This window comes from Paenibacillus wuxiensis (assembly GCF_040195695.1).
Classification (GTDB): domain Bacteria; phylum Bacillota; class Bacilli; order Paenibacillales; family Paenibacillaceae; genus Paenibacillus_B; species Paenibacillus_B suaedae.
The window spans coordinates 448262-472079 of sequence record NZ_JBEFZI010000006.1 but is presented as its reverse complement, the minus strand read 5'-3'; the positions used below and the strand labels follow the sequence as shown (position 1 = coordinate 472079).

The window sequence follows — 23818 nt, the reverse complement described above, 5'->3', positions numbered from 1 at the left end:
ACGTATTTGATTATGATTGGGAAGTATAGTTGAACATTTGGAGGTTAGAAAATGACAGATGTAACCTTTTACCGTGATGAAGCGCTCCCTTTTCTGGAAGCGAAGCGCTGCCATAAGAGTGACCTGGCATATCAGAAGCATTTTCACGAAGAGTATTCCATCGGTTTAATCGATGAAGGCGAAACGCAAGCATGGTGTGATGGCGACTTGTGGCGCGTTGAGAAGGGAAGAATAATCAGCTTTCCGCCGCTTATCCTACATGCCTGTCAGCCTGCGGTAGATGAAGAATGGAAATACAAAATGCTGTTCATTAAGCCGAAATGGTTCGCTCATCTTGAAATGCCTGATATTAATCGTCTTCAAATCCCTTTCTTGCTCGAAACTGGGAGGAATAAAGCTTGCAGCATGCTGCTCAATCGCACCATGGAGGCACTGACTCGCAGTGCTACTCCACTAGAAATTGAAACATCGTTAATCGAACTGGTGCACAAGCTTGTAGATAAGCATGCATACGATCTGACGCTTGAGCCATATGGAATAATGGAATCGAAGTACGTCAATTTGATCAAGGAATATATCCATGCGCATTATACGGATCGAATCACGCTCGACACGTTGGAGCATGAAGCCGGGATCAGCAGATATCATCTTATCCGCATGTTCAAAAAAGGAACGCATTTGCCGCCTCATGCGTATCAAAATCTACTTCGTATCAATCATGCCAAGAAGGAACTGAAGAAACGGCGCTCTATTGCCGAAATTGCCGTAGATGCCGGCTACTATGATCAAAGCCATTTTATAAAAGCCTTTGCCAAAATAGTAGGGGCAACACCTCAAGCTTATGCTATCTCCGTTTAGATAAGCGCAATTTTTTACAATCGTAACCTCCTCTTATCCTGTAGATTGAACCTATAGATAAGAGGAGGTATCATTTGATGATAACAACGACTAATGTGGAAGAGCAATTTTCTAAAACGATGAAATCCATTGCCCGTCGAGCTGATTTGAAGGCTTTTGTTGAACAGACACCCGCCATTTATCAGCTTTTGCAGCGCGCGGCAGCAAAGTATGTGACAGGGGAGAATCGCCAGGATGGCCTTGAGGTAGGACGAAAGCTAGCCGATAAAGGGTACGCTATATCGCTTGAATATATCGGTGAAAATACGACGGATATCCAAGACTGCGAACATGCGGCTCTGGAGCTTACGCTGCTTATTCATACGTTGGCTCAACATGGAATACCAGCTCGGGTATCGTTCGATCTATCTCACATCGGCTTATCGATAGATAGCGAATTGGCCTATAAGAATTTGACAGCAATGGCCGCACTAGCTCGACAGGCCGACGTCGAGCTGTTTGTCAGCATGGAGGAATCAGCTAAGACAGACGCCATACTTTCGATTTATACAAAAGCAGCAGCCGTATATGCGAACCTCGGCATCACACTTCAGGCACAATTGAACCGTACGGCACAGGATTTGAACGATATCTCAGGACGGATTCGCATTGTGAAAGGTGCGTACCAAGAAACGGAGAAGATCGCCATGCCGCGTTCATCTGCCTTAAATGAGCGATATATACAGCTTATAGAGCAGGCCATCCGCACAGGGCATCGTCTGTCGATCGCTACTCATGACGAGTCTATCATTGATCAAGTTATTAAGCGGGGATGGATCCATGAGCCAGGCGTTGAATTCGAGATGTTATATGGGATTCGGCCTGATTTGAGCAGTCGATTGAAGAAGGCAGGTTATCCTGTTCGGATTTATCTGACGTTTGGTCGTGAATGGTATTTGTATCTATGCCACCGGATTGCGGAATACCCGCCAAATGTATTTCAAGCAATTCTAGATATGACGGAGGCTGGAGCAGCAGATCCCGTACAAAATTATGAATAAATCCGTGTGTAGCTTCCACTGCATGTTAGCTACTATACATCCATACGAAATTTGAGAGTAGATAGAGTAATATTCAATAGGTGGAGATATACAAGTAAGTCGGAAGGCGGTATCTAACGATGCCGCCTTTTTTTGCATTTATTATAAATGAAATAGCAGAAAAATAACTGGATAATGACGAAAGATCGTTGAGAATTCCTTTAATCATGCATGCCAATTTGCAACGGTTTTCTATATGCTTAGACCCGAAGTATGAAATCCATCGATAAAGGAGACTTGGCATGATTATAAAAACAAGTACGAGGGTTGCATCCCAGAACAGCTCTAACGAAGTGCCTGCAAACCGTCTTCCGATTGTTAGCTTGTTAGCGCTGGCCATGGCGGCCTTCATATGCATTCTGACGGAAAGCCTGCCGGCAGGTCTTTTGCCACAAATCGCACAAGATCTCCTGATCACGGAGTCACTTGCTGGACAGCTAGTTACGGTATATGCGATCGGTTCGCTGGTTGCCGCCATTCCGTTAACAACGGCTACTCGTGGATGGAGACGCCGACCGCTGCTGCTGTTCTGTCTTATTGGCTTTCTTCTATTTAATTCAATAACTACATTCTCTACTTCCTATGGTCTGACCCTTGTGGCTCGTTTCTTGGCTGGGGTATCAGCTGGCGTGTTATGGGGGATGACCGCGGGCTACGCCCGTCGCATGGTGCCTGATCCACAGAAGGGGAAAGCAATGGCCATAGCCATGGTTGGAACGCCATTAGCATTAGCGCTAGGTGTGCCTATCGGAACCTTTTTTTGGGGACTCACATCGGATGGCGATTGATTTTCGGTTCCCTATCTATATTGACCGCCTTCTTACTTGTCTGGGTACAGTGGAGGCTGCCCGATTACGAAGGGGAACAAACTAGCAATCAACTTCCACTCTTCCAGATCTTCAAACTTCGTGGTGTGAGATCAACCTTGTTTCTTGTGTTCACTTGGGTGTTGGCGCACAACACACTTTACACCTATATTGCTCCTTATCTAGCCGGAACTTTACTTGCCAATCGAACTGATCTGGTGTTGCTGGTGTTCGGCATTGCTTCGGTGCTCGGCTTATGGATTGTAGGGATGCTGATAGACCTATTTCGAGAACGCTCGTGATCATCAGCGTTGCAGGATTCGCGTTGGCTTCGATCGCCATGGGCATTGGCAGCGAACAATCGATCATTATTCTGTCAGCTGTTGCGGTGTGGGGACTTACGTTTGGTGGTGCGGCCACACTGCTGCAGACCGCAATTGCTCAAGCAGGGGGCGAAAGTTCTGATGTTGCTCAATCCATGCTTGTAACCGTGTGGAATCTTGCCATTGGAGGAGGAGTGAGCGGTGCGCTCCTGCTTGAGTTGCTGGGGTCAAATTTTCTCCCAGGATCCCTGTTTATCCTCTTACTTCCTGCTCTAATTGTCGCCTGGTTGGTTCAAAGTCCCGCATTCTGCAAAGAAAAAGCATAAAAATACGAAAACGAATACTGAAAAAGGAATCTGATATGAGGATTCCTTTTGTGTGTTCTGCCTCAGTTAAAATACCGAAACGTACTACGCAAGCAAATTCGTCCCCTCAATTAGATTTTTATATGCAATATGGGATGACATCACAATTAGGGTTGTATAGGTGCCATAAGGGTCGCACTTATTTTCAAACGCTTCTAAACCATGCGTGGAGTCTGTCAATACTTTTAATAAATAGTTGTGTTCGCCACTGATTCGATAACACTCTGCGACTTCAGGAACTGCACGGCAAAAATCTAAGAAGGCATAGCAATCCCTCGTTCGAAAAAGCATGTAGGCCGTACAAGCTCTGCCCACTTTAGGTGGGGATACTACGGTACGATACGCTTCGATAACGCCTTTTTCCTCCATTCTCTTCACGCGCTCCGTTACCGCTGGCTGAGACAGGCCAACTAATTTGCCCAAATCGGTCATTGATAATCTCGCTTGATTTTGCAATTGAAACAGAATGTGATGATCAATTTCGTCCACGGGAAGATCCTCCTTAGAGTTCAACGATATTTTTGAGAATTACCTTTATAATCATCGTATTTCGAAGTAAGAAGCTTTAACATCCTATGTTAAAAGAAGGAGGTTATTTTTATAATAAACGCACAAGCTTGAATGAATCAACAATTACGCCTGGAGAGGAATGAGGATATGCGCAGCATCGAGACAAATCAATTGCAGTCATTCGTAAATAATGTCATTGACCACACACTTTCGGAAAAAAGAATTGTGGGTACTGTGGTTCAAATTGCATGGAAAGGAAAACTGGTATTCAATAGGGCAGCAGGGCTTGCTGATCGAGAGCAGCAGCGGGTGATGCAAGAAGACGCTTTATTTAGGTATGCGTCGGTAACGAAACCTATCGTTTCTGTAGCGGCTTTAGTCTTGATTTCACAGGGGAAATTACAGCTTAGCGATTTGGTGGAAACGTGGCTTCCGTATTTTCGTCCCATCTTGTCAAATGGGGGGCATGCTTCTATAACAGTTCATCAGTTGCTGACACATACGGCCGGGCTAACCTATCGGTTCTTTCAAGAGGATAACGGAACCTATGAATTAGCTGGTGTATCCGATGGGATGGACGCAGCAAGAATCACATTAGAGGAAAATCTGAGGAGGATCGCATCAGTGCCCCTTCTATATGAACCAGGAACAATGTGGAGGTATTCGATAGCAACGGACGTACTGGGCGCTGTAATTGAAAAAGTGACGGGCATGCCTCTCAGTAAAGCCGTTCAAAGACTCGTTACACAACCGCTTGGTATGACTGATACGGCTTTTGTAGCTGTAGATGAAGCGAGACTTACAGCTGCTTACGAGATCATCCAGAAGAGCCTCGGCGCTTACTCGAAATGGATGCCATACCTTTTGTGGAAGGGACAGCTGGTTTTCAGCTTGCTCCCAATCGGGCACTTGATAAGGCAGCGTATCCTTCCGGCGGGGCTGGTATGATTGGCAGTGCGGGAGATTTCCTGAAGCTGTTGGAAGCATTGCGATTAGGCGGTGCACCTATCCTCCCACAAGCGCTGGTTGCTGAAATGACAACCAATCAAATTGGTGACTTGAATATGCCGTATTGGCCTGGAAGAGGATTTGGGTTAGGTTTTACATTGCTGAAGGATCCGCTAATCGCGAACACGCCTGAATCACCAGGGTCGTGGAGGATGGGTGGTACGTACGGTCATTCTTGGTTTGTTGATCCACATGAAGAGCTAAGTGTTGTGGCCTTTACGAATACTGCACTGGAGGGGATGTCCGGTAGATTTACGACGGATATCTGCGAGGCCGTCTATGCCGGTATTCAGCAGGAGAAAAATAATCAAGCTTATTAACGCATTGAACAAATAGTTATTTCTCTAAATAATTTTCAGTCATTCTACTTCCCGATTCGACACCTTGTGCTCCTATTCCACTAGATGTATAATCGTGGAAAAAGCTGTGTAAATACACGACCCGACCTAAGAGGTAAGCTATCTAGGGTCGGGTTTATTTACAAAGGGGGACTATTAGTCGGAAGCTTAACTTTTCACTTATTAATGAGTGTGCTTTTGAATATCCTCCTGGTCACAACATGCGATGTAATGACTGGCGATTAGATATTTGATGTTTAAGCCGAAAAGAGATCATAAAATGTTCGAGTATAACCAAACTATTCGATGAGAGTCTTTGTCTAATAAAGATACGGAGGGGAAATATAAATTGAAATACGTAAATATATTTGCTGAGATTATATCTATCATGCATCAGGATTATGCAGGGAATGAGGAGAAAAAAGGCTGGGATAATCCTGATTATTTTACAGAAAAAATAGAGCGCCTTGAATCCAGTGAATTAATGACGCCACAACAGTTTGCTGAAATTGTGAATGAATATCTTATTAGCTTCCAAGATCGCCATATGTATTTTCACTTACATCATTCAGAAAAGGTAGAAGTTAAAACTTGTGGTTTTACTGTAAGAAATTACGAAGACACCTTATACGTAACAGAGGTTCATGAAGAGAACAGATTTGGAAAAGGGGCAAGAATTGTTTCTATTGACGGACAATCGATTTCTTCGATAAGAAAACAGCAACGTGCAATGCTTAGAGAATCTCATCCGGAGAGAGAGGAATGGGATGAAATCCTAAACAAGGCTACGTATTTTGAGCTTATTAATGAGAATGGAGATGTAGTTGAACTGGAATTGAATTTATATCGACGAACTCCTAAAAAGTCAACTTATGATATTCGTTCTATTAACGAAGACACTTTATTAGTAACCCTTTCTGATTTTGGAGATACCGATCGTATCGTGAATCTAATTGAAAAGCATAAGGATGACCTGCTTGCAAGCAAAAATGTAATTGTTGATGTCCGACATAATAGCGGAGGGAATGCTCATGCTAGTAATTCTTTAGTGAGATATTTTTATAAAAAAGGAGAAAAACCAAGTACTGAACTGAAAGTACGTGAATTTAATTGTTCTGATCGTAATGTGGAACTATTTCTAGAACAGATCGAGCAAGTTCGAAATTCAACAAATGATGAAGATACGCTGAAGATGGTAGAGTTTGCTGAAAATCAATTTAAAACCTATCGAAATCAAGGATTTGTTGCTTTTGACTTTTCGGAATATATAGCAGACAGAGTAAACGATTTTGAAGGGGAAGATAACCCAGAACAGGTAATTATATTAACTGACTGTTATTGTATAAGTGCCGGAGAGGAATTTGTGGGGACTAGTAACGGATCATCCAAAGTAACCGTAGTAGGACGTGCCACTTTGGGAGTAAATGATTATAGCGACATCGTTTGGCACAATTGGGACAAGCAGTTTTCTCTAGGCTATCCCATATCAAGACTTAAACAGAAAACAGAAGTACACCCAATACACGGAAAAGGAATTCAGCCAGATATCTATATCAAATGGACACCTAAACATATTGAAGAAGATATAGATTTACAGCAAGCCTTGAAATTAATTAATAGAAACTAAGGGTTACGATAGACTTTCGAGTCACGTAAAATGCCCGAAAACATCATTATTTTGCCCTTCGAGCGACACTTTGCATATATATGATTAAGAGAGGAGGGACAACGTTGTATCTATCTGAGTTAGAAGAAGGAGAGGTATCCAAGGAGCTCGCACATCAGATTTTGTTTCTGGGAATACGAGATGATGACGCTAAGTGCGATTGTATTGTTGTGCCGTCTAGCAGAACGAGCAATAAATATAGAACGCCAGCTGCAGCTGAGCTGTTTTTCCAGGGACGTTCGTCTAGATTGCTCTTCTCAGGAGGATATAATGGGGAATTTATCGAGTCTGAATCCATGCGATCGTTTGCGATAGAAAGAGCTATCCCGGAGAATGCGATCATTATAGAGACGATTTCAACCAATACGAAGGAGAATGTGATTGAATCCTTAGCTGCATTGGATAATCATATCGGGCTGAATAATATGAAGCGAATTTTGATCTGCACAGCCTTTTATCACATGCGAAGATGTCATTTAACATTTTTAAGATATGCGCCTTCATGGTTTGAATATAGTTTTCATCCAGTATTAGATCAAACAACTAGGCCAGATAATTGGTGGAAGTATGAAAATGGAACGAAAAGAGTTCTAAAAGAAGTCAATGGATTGATACACTACGCGAAGCATGGGGATATTATGGACTTTAATCTTGATGAATTGAGATGAACGAAAGCTTTGATTCAGGTAGATTGTTTAGGCTAAAGGGACACGATAGTTGAATACGTTACATTGTTGAGCAGACTACCGCAGTCTGCTCATTTTATTATGCTGATGGGCAGGATAGTTTGAACGATCTTCAAAAATTGGCTCGTGGTATGTTTTTGAACAGCGGCAATTATTGCACATATAGTCAGCTTAAGAAATTCGTAAGAGTAATGTAAGAAAAAAGAAGATTACGTCCTGTAGGATATTGTTATGAGAGAGAGTGTGGAGAAAAGAGTATGGAGCATATAGTATGAACGATTCGATTGACCAAGGCTTTTCAAGGGTAGGAAGTGGTCTCGAATGTCAATATTGCTATGAAGAAAAAGTATATTTGATATTTTTAGTCCAATGGGAAGAAAGGAAGATAAACTTTGAACACCAATAAGAAGTTAGCTATGATTCTCCTGGCCGCTGCCAGTATCGGACTCGCCGGATGTACGAAAGAATCATCCGCCATTAGTACACCAAGTTCGTCCCAACAAAACTCTTCTATATCGACAAACACAAATGTAAATTCAGAAACATCGGAGATTAGAAATGTCTCGAATGCAGTAAAAGGGGATATTTCTCAAATAGACGTAAATAACATTCATTCCCTAAAAATTCAGAGTAACGCTGCTATCATTACTGTCATAGGCGACAAACAAATCAATCAAGCAGAATTGGAAGTATCCAAGGGCAATTCACAAGGAATGGATACCAACGTGACTACGTCGATCCAAGATGGAACATTACAGATTCTACTTGAAAATAAACTAAAGATTATAAATACGGAGCCATTGCCATCTTTAACGATTCGTCTTCCTTATAAAGAATTCAAATCCCTTGAGATAGATAATGAAGTTGGCAACATATCCGTTGAGTCAGAATTGTCGGTCCAACACTTAAATGTGAGCAGCGGTACCGGCGACGTTACTGTAACGGATGTAATTGGTATGGAAAGCAGTAACATATCTACTGACGTTGGTAGCGTCGAATTCGCTCTGCCTGATCAACCAGCACCTCTATATGTAAATCTATCAACAAAAATAGGAACTATCGATAATCAGGTTGCTCTTGAAAAAGAAACAAATACCACAAAGATTGTAGCCGAAGAACTCCATGGATATGTTGGTAAGGCTCAAGCCGAAAGTGCAACGCTCAACATTTTCACGCAGGTGGGTGAAATTACGTTCAAAAATTAAGTGTCATCATGTACCAGGCTCACCATAATCATCATCACGTGAATGAGAGATAAGAATATAGTTCATCAAGATTATAACCTTCAATATGAGCCAAAAACTAGATTCAAAGCTCTTCGGCAAACGATATATCTGTCATTGGCTTTTGAGTAAAAGGGGATATTTCTCAAAAGAGTAATTAACATTCATTCCCTAATGTAACGCTTCCAGCAGAGAGGGGAAACTTAAATCATGAATGCAAGAAAAAGACTTGTCTCCACAGCGATTGCGGCTATTATGGCCGTATCCGTTCCCGTGTCAGTCATGGCACAGGATGGAGCGAAACAAGCAGCACCATGGTATCAAGATGGAGTACAGACGCTCATAACGAAGGGGATTGTTGACAAAGGGGTACAACAAAATCAAGCGATTTCTGTTAAAGATTTTATCCGCTATGCGGTAGTATCGCTTACCTATCAACATGGCATCGATCCGATGAAGGTTGCTTCCGAGAAAGGGTGGTTGAAGGAAGGAGAATTCACTTCCGTTGACGCTCCAATCAAACGCGGTGAGATGGCACGCATGATGGTGCGGGCACTCGGCAAGGAACAGGGAGAAACGAGCTTGGCCGAATATGCAGCAAGCGCCAAGGCACTTGGGCTCATGCAAGGGAATACAGATGGAAGCTTGCACGAAGATCAGCCAGTGACTGTAGCTCAAGCGGCTGTTGTGCTTAAAAATTACAGCAATAAAATGCTATCGGTGATGGACGAGAGAGGTGTCCCACAAATTTCCGTGGAAGACTTCTTTCGGAGTCCGGGCAGCTTTGGGTATAAGCTTTCTCCAGATGGCAAGTATCTTTCTTATGCGGGTACTTGGGAGAACCGTTCCAATGTGTTTGTAGAGAAAATCGGAGAGAAAAGCGAGCCTATTCGCGTGACAAGCTCGAAAGATCGCGATATCGCCGGCTTCTTCTGGAAAGGCGATAATATTCTATATCGCAAAGATAAGGGCGGAGACGAGAATTTTCATGTATATTCGTCCACTTTTAATGGCAATAAGGAATTGGATTTGACGCCTTACGATAAGGTCAATGTTCAACTCGTGAGCGAATTATCTGGTGTGAAAGACGAAATTCTGATCTCGATGAATAAAGAAGATGCTGCCATCTTCGATGTATATAAATTGAATGTAAAGACAGGGGAAACGAAGCTGATCGCCAAAAACCCAGGGAACATTATGGCATGGGTAGCTGATCGTCAAGGCAAGATCCGGCTCGCTTCTGAAAGCGACGGTGTCGTAAGTACATTGTTGTACCGCGATACGGAGGAAGAGGCGTTCAAACTGCTGGTTACGTTAAATAACGGGGATGCGATGAATCCGCTTGGTTTCTCGGCAGACGGTAAATCGATCTATGCGGTCTCCAATAACGGTCGGGACAAGATGGCGCTCGTCAAGCTGAATGTAAAGGGAGAGGAAGAAGTTCTGTATCAGCATCCGGAAGTTGACGTAACTGAAGCATATTACGATAAAAATCAAGATAAAATGCTGGCGGCTGTTTATGTGACAGATAAAGCGCATTTGGAGTTTTTCGATGATAAATTCGAGGCGATGTACCGCAAGCTGCAGCAGAAGCTTGGCGTCAGTGAAAGTGAAATCGGGCTAAATGATTATAACGAGGATATGACGAAGCTGATCGTTAGTGTTTCGAATGACAAGACTTATGGGATGTATTATTTGTACGATAATTTATCCGGTGAGTTAACATCCTTAGGTAATCTGAGTCCGTGGCTTAAACCAGATCAGATGGCTGATATGTATCCGATCTCTTACAAGAGCAGAGACGGATTGACGATTCACGGTTACTTAACATTACCGAAAAATAAAAAGCCTCAAAACCTGCCGATGATCGTAAATCCGCATGGTGGACCGTGGACACGTGATACGTGGGGCTTCAACCCGGAAGCACAATTGCTCGCAAACCGCGGGTATGCCGTACTTCAAGTGAATTTTCGTGCATCAATGGGGTATGGGAAGTCCTTTAGGGATGCAGGAAATAAACAATGGGGATTGAAAATTCAAGATGATATTACTGACGGTGTGAAGTGGTCGATTCAGCAAGGGATTGCTGATCCGAAACGAGTTGGTATTTATGGCCAATCGTTTGGCGGATACTCAACCTTGACGGGCATTACGAAAACGCCGGAATTGTATGCTGCTGCTGTTGATTATGTAGGTGTATCGAATATGTTCACGTTCTTGGGATCGATCCCACCGTATTGGGAGACCATGAGAAATCTCTTAAACGAACGTGTCGGCGATGTCGAAAAGGACAAAGAAATGCTGAAGCAAGTTTCGCCGATGTTCCACGTCGATAAGATCGTAACTCCATTATTCGTGGCTCAAGGGGCGAATGATCCGCGGGTGAACAAAGCAGAATCCGACCAACTTGTCGAAGCACTCAAAAAACGCGGCGTGCAAGTGGAGTATATGGTCAAGGATAATGAAGGACATGGCTTCACTAACGAAGAGAACTTGATCGATTTCTTCAGTACAATGATCAAGTTTTTGGATAAATATTTGAAGCCGCAGAGCAAATAAGGTATCCATAGGCGAGGAGCATGGCGTAGCCATGAAGCGGAGAGAAGGCTATAAGCGTATAGCAATTCGAGTTGCCGAACGAGGTGTTTATGTAGAACATACTTTGTCAACGCCGAAATCAATGGAGAGCGCCCGCAAGGTTGTGGGCGTCCTTTTTCTTTTTTAAGGGCATTTGCTCTGCAAGCTGCTCCACACGAATGCTAGGTCACTACACTCGTCTTATGATGAATAGCGTGAACCGCTAGAAGGCATGCCTCGATTTTGACTAAAAAAGGATCGTTGGATGGTGGTGTACTCAATAATTGTTACGTAATGTTATTCTGAAAGTTCTGAGGGGTTGATTTTATGTTCGATATGGTGAAGCGGTGGTTCTGGTATGACTGGTTCATGCTCATGATCCGGTTGATTTGCGGCAGTTTTCTTTTTTTCACAATCGTTGAGCGAGCAGCTTATTTCTCGTTGCCGCTTTGGGGTCTTGTGATTTTGCAGATTGTCTCTTTTTCTGTTCCTTGGCTGTGCTTACAGCTCAATTATACATACTACTTGTTTACAGAGATCGTGATCTCGGGCGGATTGTGCTTGTATTTAGCTTCCTTCTTTCCGGAAGCTTATCTCTCGTTCTTGTTGTATGCATTTTTAATTGCCGCTAACAGCGGTCAAAGAGCCTATCTCTGGTCGGGGCCTATATCTGTTATACTCGTACCCGCCATTATTAAATTGCTTGAAGAGGAGAGTGATTTCTGGCTCATGACCACTCATGTTGGAATAGCGTATGTGGTCGGTTTTTCCTTCCATTTATTGATGGTTAGTCATCGTCAAGGCGAGATTATCCGGGAGCAAAATGGGGTGTTGGAACAGTACTTATCGCAAGTGGAGCGTATCACTTTGGCAGAGGAACGAAGCCGGCTCTCCAAAGAGCTCCATGATACCGTTGGCCATGCTTACACTTCCCTTATTATGGGGTTGGAAACCTTGCGGCCTGAGCTTGCGACCGAGACAGGAATGGAACGGCTAGATTCCATGTTGAACCTAGCCCGTCAAAATATGGTGGAAGTAAGAGGATATCTGCATCAGATTGAATCTCCCCAGGAGGCGCTCCCGCTGATTCAGTATTTGCGGAAGCTGGCCGAGGAGTTTCAGGAGCATGCGAAGGTATCGGTTCGTTTTCAGACCTTTGGTGAGGAATATCCAGTAACGAAGCAAGCGAAAACAGCGCTGTATCGCTGCTTGCAGGAATCGCTCACGAATGCTGTGCGTCATGGACGTGCGAAGGAGATTACCGTATCAATGAAGTTCGAGCCTCAGCAGACGAGGCTGGAAATTCAAGATAATGGTCATAGAATGGAACAAGTGCAGGATGGCTTCGGCATAAACGCTATGAAAGAGCGAGCGTTGAATTTGCAAGGTCATGTTGCTGTCTATACCCAATCGGGTGAAGGCACCCTCGTTACCTGCACCTTGCCGCGGCAAACGGAGCTTAAGGAAGAAGTCATCCGCCTGTTAGTCGTCGATGATCAACCCTTTATTCGTGAAAGCTTGCGGACTCTTTTGGAGGAGCAGCAGGATTTGCAAGTTGTAGGGACAGCAGAGGATGGCGAACAAGCCATTGAGCTATGCAAGCAGGTTCAACCTCAATTGGTTCTTATGGATTTGGACATGCCTAACATGGACGGGATCACCGCATCTCGTACCATGAAGCAAATGTGGCCCCAGATACGCATTGTGATTCTTACTATGTTCGAAGATACTAGGCAAGCTCTGGAGGCACTGCAAAGCGGAGTTGACGGATATTTATTAAAATCGATAAAGCCGGCAGAACTTGTTGAGACAATACGCACGGTTTATCGAGGAGGCACCATGATCGATCAAGAGATGTCAAACAAATTGTTCGCACAGCTGGAGGCGGATAAGACTAGGGACGATATGTCGCCAACCCAGATGGGAGCTGCCTATGATTTAACCTCACGGGAGATTGAAATATTGCAGTTCGTATCAAAAGGACTACGATATAAAACAATTGCTTCCAAATTGTATTTATCCGATGGTACGGTTAGAAACTATGCATCATCGGCCTATATGAAGTTGGGAGTTCGCAACCGGGAGGAAGCGGTGCAAAAGGCACTAGAGGCCGGGCTGCTGGAATAACCTTATCGCTCGGTGTAGAATGCCGCTGGACAACGCAATAACTAAAAACAAGCGGCAGCATAGGCAGCCGCTTGTTTCTTACTATATAAGCCTTTCAACTTGGCTAGAGTTCATGAATCGAATTCATTAGTGACGGACGGGTAGAGTATAATAATTAAATGCTTGATCCAATAAGGCACTAGCTTCTTGACGTTTCAAAAGCTCTTGTGAACGGAAGTTCACGGAGCCATCAGATTTAACCTTAGTATCTGGGTCCATGATCCCTTGGGATACAAGCGCTTTGATGGCTTCAACTGCCCAAGCATCCGTAGTGCCACTCAGTTTAACCTTCGTTTTAGGCTCTAGCTGTTTCATGTTTTGGATCATTACCGCCGCCATTTGTCTAGTGATCGGAGAATTAGGATTAAAATTAGGCAGTCCGGCTACCATCTGCTTCTTATTGGTTTCAAGCATGAAAGGCTGTTTATGCCACCCATTGGCGCGAAGCAGCACTTCTGAGAATTCAGCTTGAGTCATCGTTCCTTTTGGATCAAAGATATGGGCAGACTTCCCGCTCATGACTTTCAAAGCGTTTAGATTGTTAATATATGGTTTATACTTACTGCTCGCAGGTACATCAGAGAATGGTGAATCAACGTTAACTTTCTCTGCCATTGAAGCTGCCTCTGGCATATTTACAATATACATATATGCAATTTTGCCAGCTGCGTTTTTCGTAAACGGCACTTTATTACCTAATTCATCTTCGAACAGCGTAGGGCTGATCATTTTCAGCGTATGCTTGCCTGAAGGTGTTTCCGAAACTAAGTGCCCGTTCGAATAAGAAATCTTATTTCTAAAAGCATTAAAACGCATGTTTACATATAATCCGACATACGCTTTGGCTTGCTGCTCACTGAGTGCCGAATAGGTTGGCTTTACCTCTTTCTTTTTTGGATAATAGTGATTCATAAATGCTGTATACACGTCCATGCTAAACGGGACGTTGTCGTCATTGTTGGACATATAAAAGGCTACATTTTTCTCAGGCAGAATAACAACCAGGGATGAATGCCCTGTAACATTCCCTCCTTTTAGAATCACATGTTGACCATTCATCTTCTCACGGAAGTAGCCTTCGAACCCGATTGTTGAAATAGGAAGCGTTTTATCAGCAAAATACTGGTAGGTGTGCATTTGCTCTATGCTTTTTTGGCTCACAATTTCTTTGCCATCATACTTTCCTTTGTTCAGATGCATGATGAGATACTTCGCCATGTCATCTGCTGTTGAGACCATACCACCTTCAGGCTTCTCTGTAGGCATAGTTCCATCCATAGAGATCTTCTCACCCTTCGGTCCATAGTGAGCAGACATTCTGCCTAGCAGTTCAGGAGTAATCCGCACACTCGTTGAGGTCATGCCTAGCGGGCCCAAAATGTTTTTCTCCATATACTTCGAATAGGGCATTCCCGAGACGTTCTCTACCGCATACCCCGCTAGCAAAAACCCAAAATTGTCATAAACGTAAGCTTCTCCCGGAGGCCTCACAACCGTTGGCATATGTGTTTTGAGAACATCCTTTAATGGATATTCTTTCTTAAGATATTCCGGTGAATAATACGAACTGATATCGGGCTTATCAAATCCGGTTGAATAGGTAAGCAGATCATACATGGTCAGCTTTTTCCCCGTCTTATTCGGAATCTTGAATCCTCCTAAGTACTTTTGAATGTCGCCATGTAAATCGATTTTCCCCTTATCGACCATTTGCATAGCAGCCAAGGCCGTGAATTGCTTAGTAACAGAGCCGATCTGGAAAACGGTGTCTTTATCAACGGGAATCTTCTTTTCTTTGTCGGCATAACCGTAACCTTTACTTACTAACACTTTCCCATCGGCTACGAGCGAGAAATTAGAACCGACTGTGTTATGCTTCTTCATCATGTCCTTAAAAACGTTATCTGCAAATGCTTCTGCCTCCTTGGCATCGCGGGGCCCCTCCAAGCTAGAATTTACAGGTGCATTCGTTGTGGCCATTGTTGCGGCAGCTGCCTGGCCGCTAGCTGGCATCCATGCGGTCGTTGCCATAGCGGATAATAGCAGAACCGCGATGGTGCGAGTCTTTTTGTTCATAAATGGTCTCTCCTCAACATGTATTTGCCTCATAACAACCGGCTGATCCGAGTATGGCAAAAGGCTTGTCATATCAACAAGTTTCATTTCGTCACCCTAAATATCAAGACACTTCAAAGTGTCATATGACAATTAGGCACTAGGATTTATGACCATAAAAGAATTATGATTCCCAAAAACGGCCGAATAACATTGTTCTGACGGAGGGGTGCTATCATTTCTACGCATCTACAACATTTACTGAGGAGACACTTATGAAAATTATGGACACCCTAAAGAAATGGACAGTTGAGTCCATTAAATTCAAGCTGATATTCCCCATCGTGCTCGTTCAAATTCTCGGTACGAACATTGGTGAGTTCGTGAATTTCGTCTTGGATACCAGTAAGGAAGTTATCGCCAAGGCAGGAATCCAAAACGAGTTTATGGAGGGCAACATTGGTTTATATGTATCTTCTGTTTTTAGCACACTGATATCGGTACTCGTTGTTGTTTTCATGTATGATCGGCTAGTCCTAAGGAGACTTCAATTGGTTGTAAGATTTACAGATAAGCTTGGAGCAGGCGATTTGTCTTCTGAACTATGCTTCAAGGGGAATGATGATATAAGCAAGTTATGCAAATCTTTAAATACAGGCTCAACAAGTATCAAGAGATTGGTGGTGGAAATTGATAACGCATCGAATAACATCCAACAATCTAGTTCGGCAATGTTGGACGCAACGCGCAATTCAACAGCGAGTATAGCAAGGATTCAATCGAAGTCACATATTCTTGCACAAGACGCGACAAATTTGTTGAACGATACACAACGCGCTAAGTTGTCCCTTCTTAAAATAACTAGATCCAATGATGAATTATCACATAAGGTAAAGGCTTCCTTAGAAACGTCTAGCGCTATAAAGACAAGGGCGACGCAAATGGAAGTCGAGGCCGTTTATTCCCTTGAGAAGGCTATTCGAACGTATGAAGAGAAGCAACAGAATCTTCGGAATGCCATAGAGGCTGGACGCATCGTGGATGAGATTCATGTGATTTCTGCAAGCATCAAGGAAATTTCTTCACAGACCAACATATTAGCCTTAAATGCTTCCATTGAGGCAGCGAGAGCCGGTCAACAAGGGAAAGGATTTCAGGTTGTAGCCGAAAGAGTAAAAAAATTAGCCGGTGAATCAACAGAAGCTATTTCTCATATTGATGAAATGGTCGTACAAGTAAAGAATGCATTCCTAAAACTGGGGAAGAGTTCTCAGGACATATTGGACTATATGAACAATGAGGCAAAAGCGGATTATGAACTGCTTATCAAGACAGGTCAACAATACCAGCGAGATGCTCAAGCCATCCTGTCGCTTTCTGAGGAAGTACATACTTCTACGGAAGTAATGGGTTCTGCCGTAGCGAATATTGAGGAAGTCATTGAAGGCGTCTCCGAGAGTTCTTCTAGGGCTGCAGGTTACACCAGTGAAATGAAGGAAAGCCTAGGAGAAATGAATGTGGCGATGAGTAAAGTCACTGATTCCATGGAGGGACAAGCCGAAATGTCCGTACAATTAAGGGAATCGATTAAGAGGTTTATTATTTTTCCATCTATGTAACATATTTCAGCACATTCACGTCTAGGAGAATAATAAAGATATGCGGAGGGAAACAAGATGAGAAATGTAATGAAAAAGCCATTGATTTTACTCATGTTAATCGCCGTCTTCAGCATGGGCATTAGCGGTTCCGCTTTTGCTCATAAAGAGAACAATCAGAGAAAAGAAGAAGGGAAAGAAAGCTTGAACGCGGCAACAGCAGTGACAATGATCGTAAAAGGCTTGGATTTAAACATCGACAATATTAAATTTATCAAGATCCCGGAGGCAACCGACTATTATACGAAGGTTAAAAACAACTCTTCATACGCGGAAGACTTCATCATCGCTCACTATAACGGGCTAGGCATTGCGAAAGACATTAATCCTTCTGCTAAAGTCACACGGGAGCAATTCGCCAAATGGCTATTTGGGCAAGTAAGCCATAAACGAAATTATGCATGGATCGAAATTTTCCAAAGCGTTTCGGATGCCGACCAGGTGACAGACGGATACATGGACAGTATTCAGAAGCTGCTCATTGCCAAGATCGTATCCCTAGACAGCAAGCAACGCTTCTATCCGAAGAGCTATATCACCCGAGCAGAAGCTGCCGATATGATCCGCAAAACGTTAACATTCATTAAAAACACAAAACCGGAAACACCTGATACTTCCGATCTCAACCAAGTAAAAAGCACTTCGGAAAAAGAAACGGATTCTGTCACCCGAGTTACGTTATCCGCTCTAGTTCCTCACTCTGGATATGGACTCGAGATCACGGGCATCCAATTCTCGAAAGGCGTGGCCACTATTCAATATAGAGTCGTGCAGCCTGATCCTGACAAAATGTACATGCAAGTCATCACGGAGTTAAAAGCTGTAACCTATATACCTTCGGAATACAAAGCTGTACTTGGACTAGTAAAACCCACTGTTCCATTCCAAGGCTAATCTTGTTGAGCAGGCTGCCGAAGCCTGCTCATTTTGCTAGTTACGGGTTGAAAAGTTGAATAAACCTCCGTTGTCACTATTTGTTTCATTTCATTATGATATCTGCAGACCACGGCCAGCCTACTCGGATTACCAAAATATCTGGTTTTTGGTAATAGCATGTATTAACATGGAGATAAGTTATATTAGCAATGGCCAATGTTCCCAAGATAAGAATTGTTACGAGGGGGTTTACTAATCAAATGAATGAAAAAACATATCTAAGTATAGAAGAAATTATCTCATTACCAACCTTATCAGGTACAAATATAAGTGAAAATGGCAAAAACGTAGCATTTGTCAAGAAGACAGCTAACTGGAAAGACAATACATATAGGAATCATGTATGGATATATGAAAAAGATAAGGGGCAGAGTTATCCATTAACAACTGGGGATATAGATAGTACATACCCATTATGGTCTCCAGATTCTAGAGATATCGCATACCTTAGCCCAGTCGGTGGCGGGGATAATAAGAAAAATCAGATCTTTGTTAAATCAATAGATGGTTATAGTAGGGTTCAAATTACTGATGAGAAAGAAGGGGTCAGTATATTCCAATGGGAGCCTACTGGCAAGGGTATTTATTATGTTGCACAGTCAAAAGAATCAGAGACGTTAAAGAAACGTAAGCAACTATATGGAGATTTCCATCATGTAGGTAAGGAACACCAGAATAATTGTTTATATTACATTGAAATAGAAAAAGCGATACAAAATGATAACTATGAACACGGAAATAGCGTTGTTTATCAACTAACTGATGGTAAGGATTTTCATATCCATGAATTTGATATTTCAAATGATGGAAAAAAGGTTGTATTTATGGCTACACCAAGCTCAAATCTGGGAGATTATATGAATGGAGATCTATACATACTAGATATTAAAGCTCGAGAGCTACAAAAGCTGAATATAAATAAGTTGTTGGGAGGGAGCGTCTGTTTTTCTCCTGATGGCAGCAAAATATGTTACTCGGCAAGCATTAGGGAGAAGGATTACTATAAGAGCCATATACAAGACAGTACGCTTGAGATATATGATATTAATAATGGAGAGCTAATTCAACCTTTAACAGACTTTGATAGTACGGTTATTCCATTACGCTGGACAGCTAAAGGAATATTAATTAGATGGCAGAATAAAACGAATTATCTTATTGGGTTGCTATCTGAGGATGGCACTGTGGAAATGGTAAGCGAAAAAGTAGATGGCTTTATAATGGAGGCTTCTATAACAAGGGATGGCAATCATATATCCTATAATAAAGCTATAACAAATGAAACTTTTGAAATCTATGTAGACGATAAAAAAATAACGAATGAAAATAGCTTTTTCAAAGGAAAGCTTACAAGTAACAGGGAAATAATCTCATGGCAAAGTAGTGATGGTCTTGAAATAGAGGGAGTGTTATCGACCCCAGTAGAGTTTGACACAAATAAAAAATATCCCTTATTAGTGATAATCCATGGTGGTCCGGCCTGGGCGTCCTTTCCGATATTTTCGGACTGTTTTAGTGAGAAGTATCCGATTGAACAGTTTATTGAAAAAGGCTTTATCGTTTTAGAACCAAACTACAGGGGAAGTTCTGGTTATGGTAATGAATTTTTACAAGCAAACTATAGAAAACTGGGAATTTCCGATTACGATGATGTTATATCTGGAGTGGATAGACTAGTAGACAAAGGGATTGTAGATAAAGATAGAGTAGGAGTTATGGGATGGAGCAACGGGGGATATATATCAGCTTTCTGTTCTACATATAGTAGTAGATTTAAAGCTATTTCAGTTGGGGGTGGAATTACAAATTGGAGTACCCATTATGTAAATACAGATATACCTTACTTTATTAAGATGCATTTAGGAAATAATCCATGGAATGATCCAGAGATATATACGAAAACATCACCAATGACGTATATTAAATCAGCCTGTACGCCCACCTTAATTCAACATGGCGAAAAGGATGCAAGGATCCCAATTTCAAATGCATATGAGCTATATCAAGGATTAAGGGATATGGGAGTTGATACAGAATTCATTATATTTAAAGGAATGGCATATAGTTCTGACCAGCCAGGAATTAATGTGGCTATTATGAAGCAGAATTTGATGTGGTTTTCACACTATATTCTTGGAGAAAGTATGAAAGATTTTAGGATTTTATGATTAATAAATGGATATCCTCACAGAATAGTGCTCAAGTATATAGTCGTAGGTCAAATATGGAAAAGCGAGAACGGACGGCAGCGAATACGGTCCGTTCTTTTGTTGATCTATAGATTCCCATACCGCTTCTTATAGTGGATCAGCGCCAGAAGCGGCCAGATATAGCGATAACTGTGATAATGAGAATAGAAGTAACCGGGGAGGCCGGCACCTGTAGGATAAGTGCTCTTCCAGTCGTCTTCATGGAGTAATGCGATAAGTCTATGGATTCCTTGATCGACCTCTGGTGTTGGTTGTGTCTGAACAGCGATTAAGGCGTCTAACGCCCATGCGGTTTGAGAAGGAGTGCTTTCCCCTAAGGGCACATAGTGCCGCAGCCGATCGCTTTGACAGGATTCGCCCCATCCGCCGTCCGGGTTTTGGATGTCTAGAAGCCAACGGGCTCCTTGTTGTAAGGGTTCATGGCTAGCTGGAAAGCCGACCGCTGCCAATCCCGTCAGTGCCGCCCAGGTACCGTAAATATAACAAACGCCCCATCTCCCGTACCAGGATCCATCCTTCTCCTGGTGGCGAACTAGCCAATTTGTCCCCCGTTTGATGAATTCGTGCCGACTATCGAGTCTGGCAAAGTTCCCGAGATACTCTAATGTGCGCCCAGTAAGATCAGCCTCCGAGGGATCAATGGCCGCAGATTTGGAGCCGTCTATGGCGAGCCAGGTGAGCAATTCATTGTTAGTATTTTTCTCGAATGCGGGCCAGCCTCCGTCATTATTTTGCATGGATAGAGCCCAATTCAGTCCGCGATTCCAAGATTCCAGGTAAGTAGAATTGGTATTAGATAACCTCCTGATCGCCCGTAGAGCTGCGGTTGTATCATCCACATCGGGATTGATCGTATTGGTCTCCGAGAATCCCCAGCCTCCGGGAATGGTGTCCGGGTTATGAATGCTCCAATCGGCAGTCTTATCCTGCTGTTTGGATAGCAGATACGTGGCGGCACGCCGGATCGTTAGATGATCAGCGGCGATTCCGGCTTCCTGCAATGTGTAGGCAAGCAGAGCGGTATCCCATACGGTTGACGGGGAGTTCTGCATTGTAGTTGTCCCGTTATAATGGAACTGCATGTCGGTAAGTCCCTGAATGGCACGGGTGATGAGAGGATGCTGCTGATCATACCCTAGGGCAAGCAGGGCGAGAATCATGAGAATTGTACTGTTAGCATAGCTGTAGAGTGTACCATCGGCTTCAATCCTTTTTAGCATGAACTGCTCGGCCTTGGTTGTAGCTGCTTCGTGGATATAACGGGGGGTGCCGATAAGCAGTTTTAGCCCTTCCTTTATCATGTTTTGTATCTCCTGGAAACTGCGGGGGAGAGGATCTTCCTCGTCCATCGTTCGAACATAAAGATCAGATAGATCTGGCGTATGAGCGGAGCTCATCGTGAACTGCTTGTCGCCCATAATGAGCATTGGGATAAGATGAACCCTTGAGTATCCTGAGAAATCATAAATAGTAATCGGAAAATAAGTTGGAAAAAGAACAACCTCGAGCGGAATGGACGAGATGGATGCAGGCCATTTCCTCTGACCTGTGGCGGCGAGGATGGCTGTGGTCATGATGTTGGACACTTTTCCGAGACCGCCTTTGGATAAAATATATCGCCTGGCTCGCTGAATAGGTTCGTCTGCCGTCTGGCTGTACCCGGAATAAAGCAGGGCGTAATAGGATTCAACGGAAGCGGACAAGTTTCCTTCTTCTTCATCGGCAAACAGTCTCCAACAGCCATCTGGCTGCTGTGCGGCAAGAATCCGGTTATGCAGCTGCCTAATCAACTCTTCATTCGGAACGTTCAGCAATCGAAAGATAATAATCACATAAGCATCAACTGACGTCCCGTTCTCAAAGCAAAAACGCCAGGATCCATCCTGTCGCTGCTGTTCGATAAGTGTTTTCGTCAGCCGCTCTATTTCATCATCCACTGCTCTTAGCACATCACTCATTTGCTTTGGTACCTCCGGGGTGGTTTTTTAGAATTATATGAGGGTGGGCAGGGGGACATATCCTTTAATCTCAATAAGTACAGGGAATCCGCTGGCTCCGGATATGATCAAGATACTGGTCATACCACCAGACTCCATAAAATAGTTTTAGACTGACCTGAGAAATAAGAACAGCGACAGCTAAGGACGAGAGAATAAAGTCCTAGACTGTCGCTGTTCCATTGAACTAACGTTCTCATTAGCTTAGCGAGATGTTTATGATTTCAAATGTACAAAGCCTACTAAAATACTTGACGCAATTCAATCTGACCTTCCCCATGTCCTTGCGGGTCCGGCATCCGCATGGCCCACTCGATGGCTTCTTCTCTCGACTTCACATCAATCAGAATGAACCCGGCAATCAATTCTTTCGTTTCCGTAAATGGGCCATCCGTAACCATCGGCTTTTCCCCTGGTTTCGGAAACGAAAGGCGAATCCCATTTGAACTTGGATGAAGTCCTTTCGCCATAACCCGCACGCCCGCCTTAACTAATTCCTCATTGTACTTATCCATGGCTTCCATGAGCTCAGGGCTCGGAAGATTTCCGGCTTCCGAATTCTTCGAGGCTTTTACAATCAACATAAACAGCATAAAAATCTCCTCCTTCTTTTTAAAAGCAAAAATTGACCTCTTAATAAATACAACGAACCGGTATCTTCAAATCGGCACTTTGAAAAAATTTTTTTAAAAGACAGCTTGTAATATGAAATGCGGCAGTAAAAAAGGCCCATGCGAGTTTTCGTGTAAAATGGGAGTTACGGAGCCCATCACCGTACGGAAATTGGATATGCTCTTAATAACCGAAGCAATGACACAAGTTCTTAATTTTGGCTTCAATGAGTTGGATATAAATAGAATTGGGCAAGATGTATGGCTGAACATTCTGGCCCAGGGCGACTGTATTGTGTAATTCTGCCCGTTAACTTGAATGAAGTATCGTCAGTCTACCACTTTATTTTTCAGTCTAGAACTTTATTTTCTTCTGACAGTATGAGTTAATGGAATACATCATGAGGAAACACCGTTGAATCAGTCTGCAATAATTGTTGTAGGCTTTTTTTGTGATTCAAGGCTTGTACTCCAGCTATTATTCGGATATGGTTCAATATGGAATCCAATAGTATGATATATGCAGTTATTCCTTGGTCATAGAAGGTTTAATTATGCAAATGCTTGTGAATATCGAATGAGGAGGCGGCCGATGGGAATCGATTGGTATGATATGATTGCAAGAAGCTTATGCCACGACCAAATCAGATATGCCGTTTGATGATGCTCAGTTTGACCTCATCTATGATCGCCGTGGTCCTACCTCTATCATTAATCATAGTAGATTGTTAGTGCCAGGTGGCGTC

16 protein-coding genes and 1 pseudogene are annotated in these 23818 nt (G+C 43.0%); 13 read left to right on the top strand and 4 right to left on the bottom strand.

Features of this window, described 5'->3' with window-relative positions; translation table 11 throughout:
• The first annotated feature begins 51 nt into the window (after positions 1 to 51).
• The 3 genes and pseudogenes from ABN764_RS16085 (at position 52) to ABN764_RS16075 (ending at position 3392) form a co-directional block, all read left to right on the top strand.
• Positions 52 to 858, top strand: coding sequence for an AraC family ligand binding domain-containing protein (locus ABN764_RS16085; protein ID WP_446672500.1), 807 nt, complete (start codon positions 52 to 54; stop codon positions 856 to 858).
• A gap of 77 nt (positions 859 to 935) precedes the next feature.
• Positions 936 to 1898, top strand: a complete 963-nt coding sequence (locus ABN764_RS16080) for a proline dehydrogenase family protein (protein WP_446672499.1) — start codon at positions 936 to 938, stop codon at positions 1896 to 1898.
• 281 nt (positions 1899 to 2179) lie between these two features.
• Positions 2180 to 3392, top strand: a pseudogene (locus ABN764_RS16075) (MFS transporter).
• An 84-nt stretch (positions 3393 to 3476) separates the two neighbouring features.
• On the opposite strand, the gene ABN764_RS16070 reads toward ABN764_RS16075, so the two are convergent.
• Positions 3477 to 3920 (bottom strand): Lrp/AsnC family transcriptional regulator, encoded by a 444-nt coding sequence (locus ABN764_RS16070; RefSeq protein ID WP_446672498.1) that lies wholly within the window; start codon positions 3918 to 3920, stop codon positions 3477 to 3479.
• A 168-nt stretch (positions 3921 to 4088) separates the two neighbouring features.
• On the opposite strand from ABN764_RS16070, the gene ABN764_RS16065 reads away from it, so the two are divergent.
• The 7 genes from ABN764_RS16065 (at position 4089) to ABN764_RS16035 (ending at position 13566) form a co-directional block, all read left to right on the top strand.
• Positions 4089 to 4889 carry a serine hydrolase domain-containing protein gene (locus ABN764_RS16065; RefSeq protein ID WP_446672497.1) on the top strand — a complete coding sequence of 267 codons (801 nt, stop codon included), beginning with the start codon at positions 4089 to 4091 and terminating at the stop codon, positions 4887 to 4889.
• Complete coding sequence (locus tag ABN764_RS16060) at positions 4886 to 5269, top strand: serine hydrolase (RefSeq protein ID WP_446672496.1); 384 nt, start codon at positions 4886 to 4888, stop codon at positions 5267 to 5269. Before ABN764_RS16065 ends, ABN764_RS16060 begins: the two co-directional genes overlap by 4 nt.
• 367 nt (positions 5270 to 5636) lie before the next feature.
• Positions 5637 to 6914, top strand: a complete 1278-nt coding sequence (locus tag ABN764_RS16055; RefSeq protein ID WP_446672495.1) for a S41 family peptidase — start codon at positions 5637 to 5639, stop codon at positions 6912 to 6914.
• A 104-nt stretch (positions 6915 to 7018) separates the two neighbouring features.
• Complete coding sequence (locus ABN764_RS16050) at positions 7019 to 7621, top strand: YdcF family protein (protein ID WP_446672494.1); 603 nt, start codon at positions 7019 to 7021, stop codon at positions 7619 to 7621.
• 410 nt (positions 7622 to 8031) lie between these two features.
• A complete protein-coding gene (locus ABN764_RS16045) occupies positions 8032 to 8844 on the top strand; it encodes a DUF4097 family beta strand repeat-containing protein (protein WP_446672493.1) in 813 nt (270 codons plus the stop codon).
• A 228-nt stretch (positions 8845 to 9072) separates the two neighbouring features.
• Positions 9073 to 11421 (top strand): S9 family peptidase, encoded by a 2349-nt coding sequence (locus ABN764_RS16040; protein WP_446672492.1) that lies wholly within the window; start codon positions 9073 to 9075, stop codon positions 11419 to 11421.
• A gap of 345 nt (positions 11422 to 11766) precedes the next feature.
• Complete coding sequence (locus ABN764_RS16035; protein ID WP_446672491.1) at positions 11767 to 13566, top strand: response regulator; 1800 nt, start codon at positions 11767 to 11769, stop codon at positions 13564 to 13566.
• Between the two features lie 126 nt (positions 13567 to 13692).
• Here ABN764_RS16035 and ABN764_RS16030 read toward each other — a convergent pair whose 3' ends face one another.
• Positions 13693 to 15681, bottom strand: coding sequence for a serine hydrolase domain-containing protein (locus tag ABN764_RS16030; RefSeq protein ID WP_446672490.1), 1989 nt, complete (start codon positions 15679 to 15681; stop codon positions 13693 to 13695).
• 530 nt (positions 15682 to 16211) lie between these two features.
• Between ABN764_RS16030 and ABN764_RS16025 the strand changes: the two genes are divergently transcribed.
• From ABN764_RS16025 to ABN764_RS16015, 3 genes are all read left to right on the top strand, one after another.
• Positions 16212 to 17279 carry a methyl-accepting chemotaxis protein gene (locus ABN764_RS16025; protein ID WP_446672489.1) on the top strand — a complete coding sequence of 356 codons (1068 nt, stop codon included), beginning with the start codon at positions 16212 to 16214 and terminating at the stop codon, positions 17277 to 17279.
• 57 nt (positions 17280 to 17336) lie between these two features.
• Positions 17337 to 18212 carry an S-layer homology domain-containing protein gene (locus ABN764_RS16020; RefSeq protein WP_446672488.1) on the top strand — a complete coding sequence of 292 codons (876 nt, stop codon included), beginning with the start codon at positions 17337 to 17339 and terminating at the stop codon, positions 18210 to 18212.
• A 242-nt stretch (positions 18213 to 18454) separates the two neighbouring features.
• The gene (locus ABN764_RS16015; RefSeq protein ID WP_446672487.1) at positions 18455 to 20422 is read left to right on the top strand and encodes a S9 family peptidase; all 1968 of its coding nucleotides are present in this window, start codon (positions 18455 to 18457) and stop codon (positions 20420 to 20422) included.
• Positions 20423 to 20529: 107 nt separating this feature from the next.
• On the opposite strand, the gene shc is transcribed toward ABN764_RS16015, so the two are convergent.
• Positions 20530 to 22422: a squalene--hopene cyclase gene (gene shc, locus ABN764_RS16010; protein WP_446672486.1), complete on the bottom strand. Its 1893-nt coding sequence runs from the start codon at positions 22420 to 22422 to the stop codon at positions 20530 to 20532.
• Between the two features lie 281 nt (positions 22423 to 22703).
• Positions 22704 to 23054: a YciI family protein gene (locus ABN764_RS16005; protein WP_446672485.1), complete on the bottom strand. Its 351-nt coding sequence runs from the start codon at positions 23052 to 23054 to the stop codon at positions 22704 to 22706.
• Positions 23055 to 23818 lie beyond the last annotated feature (764 nt).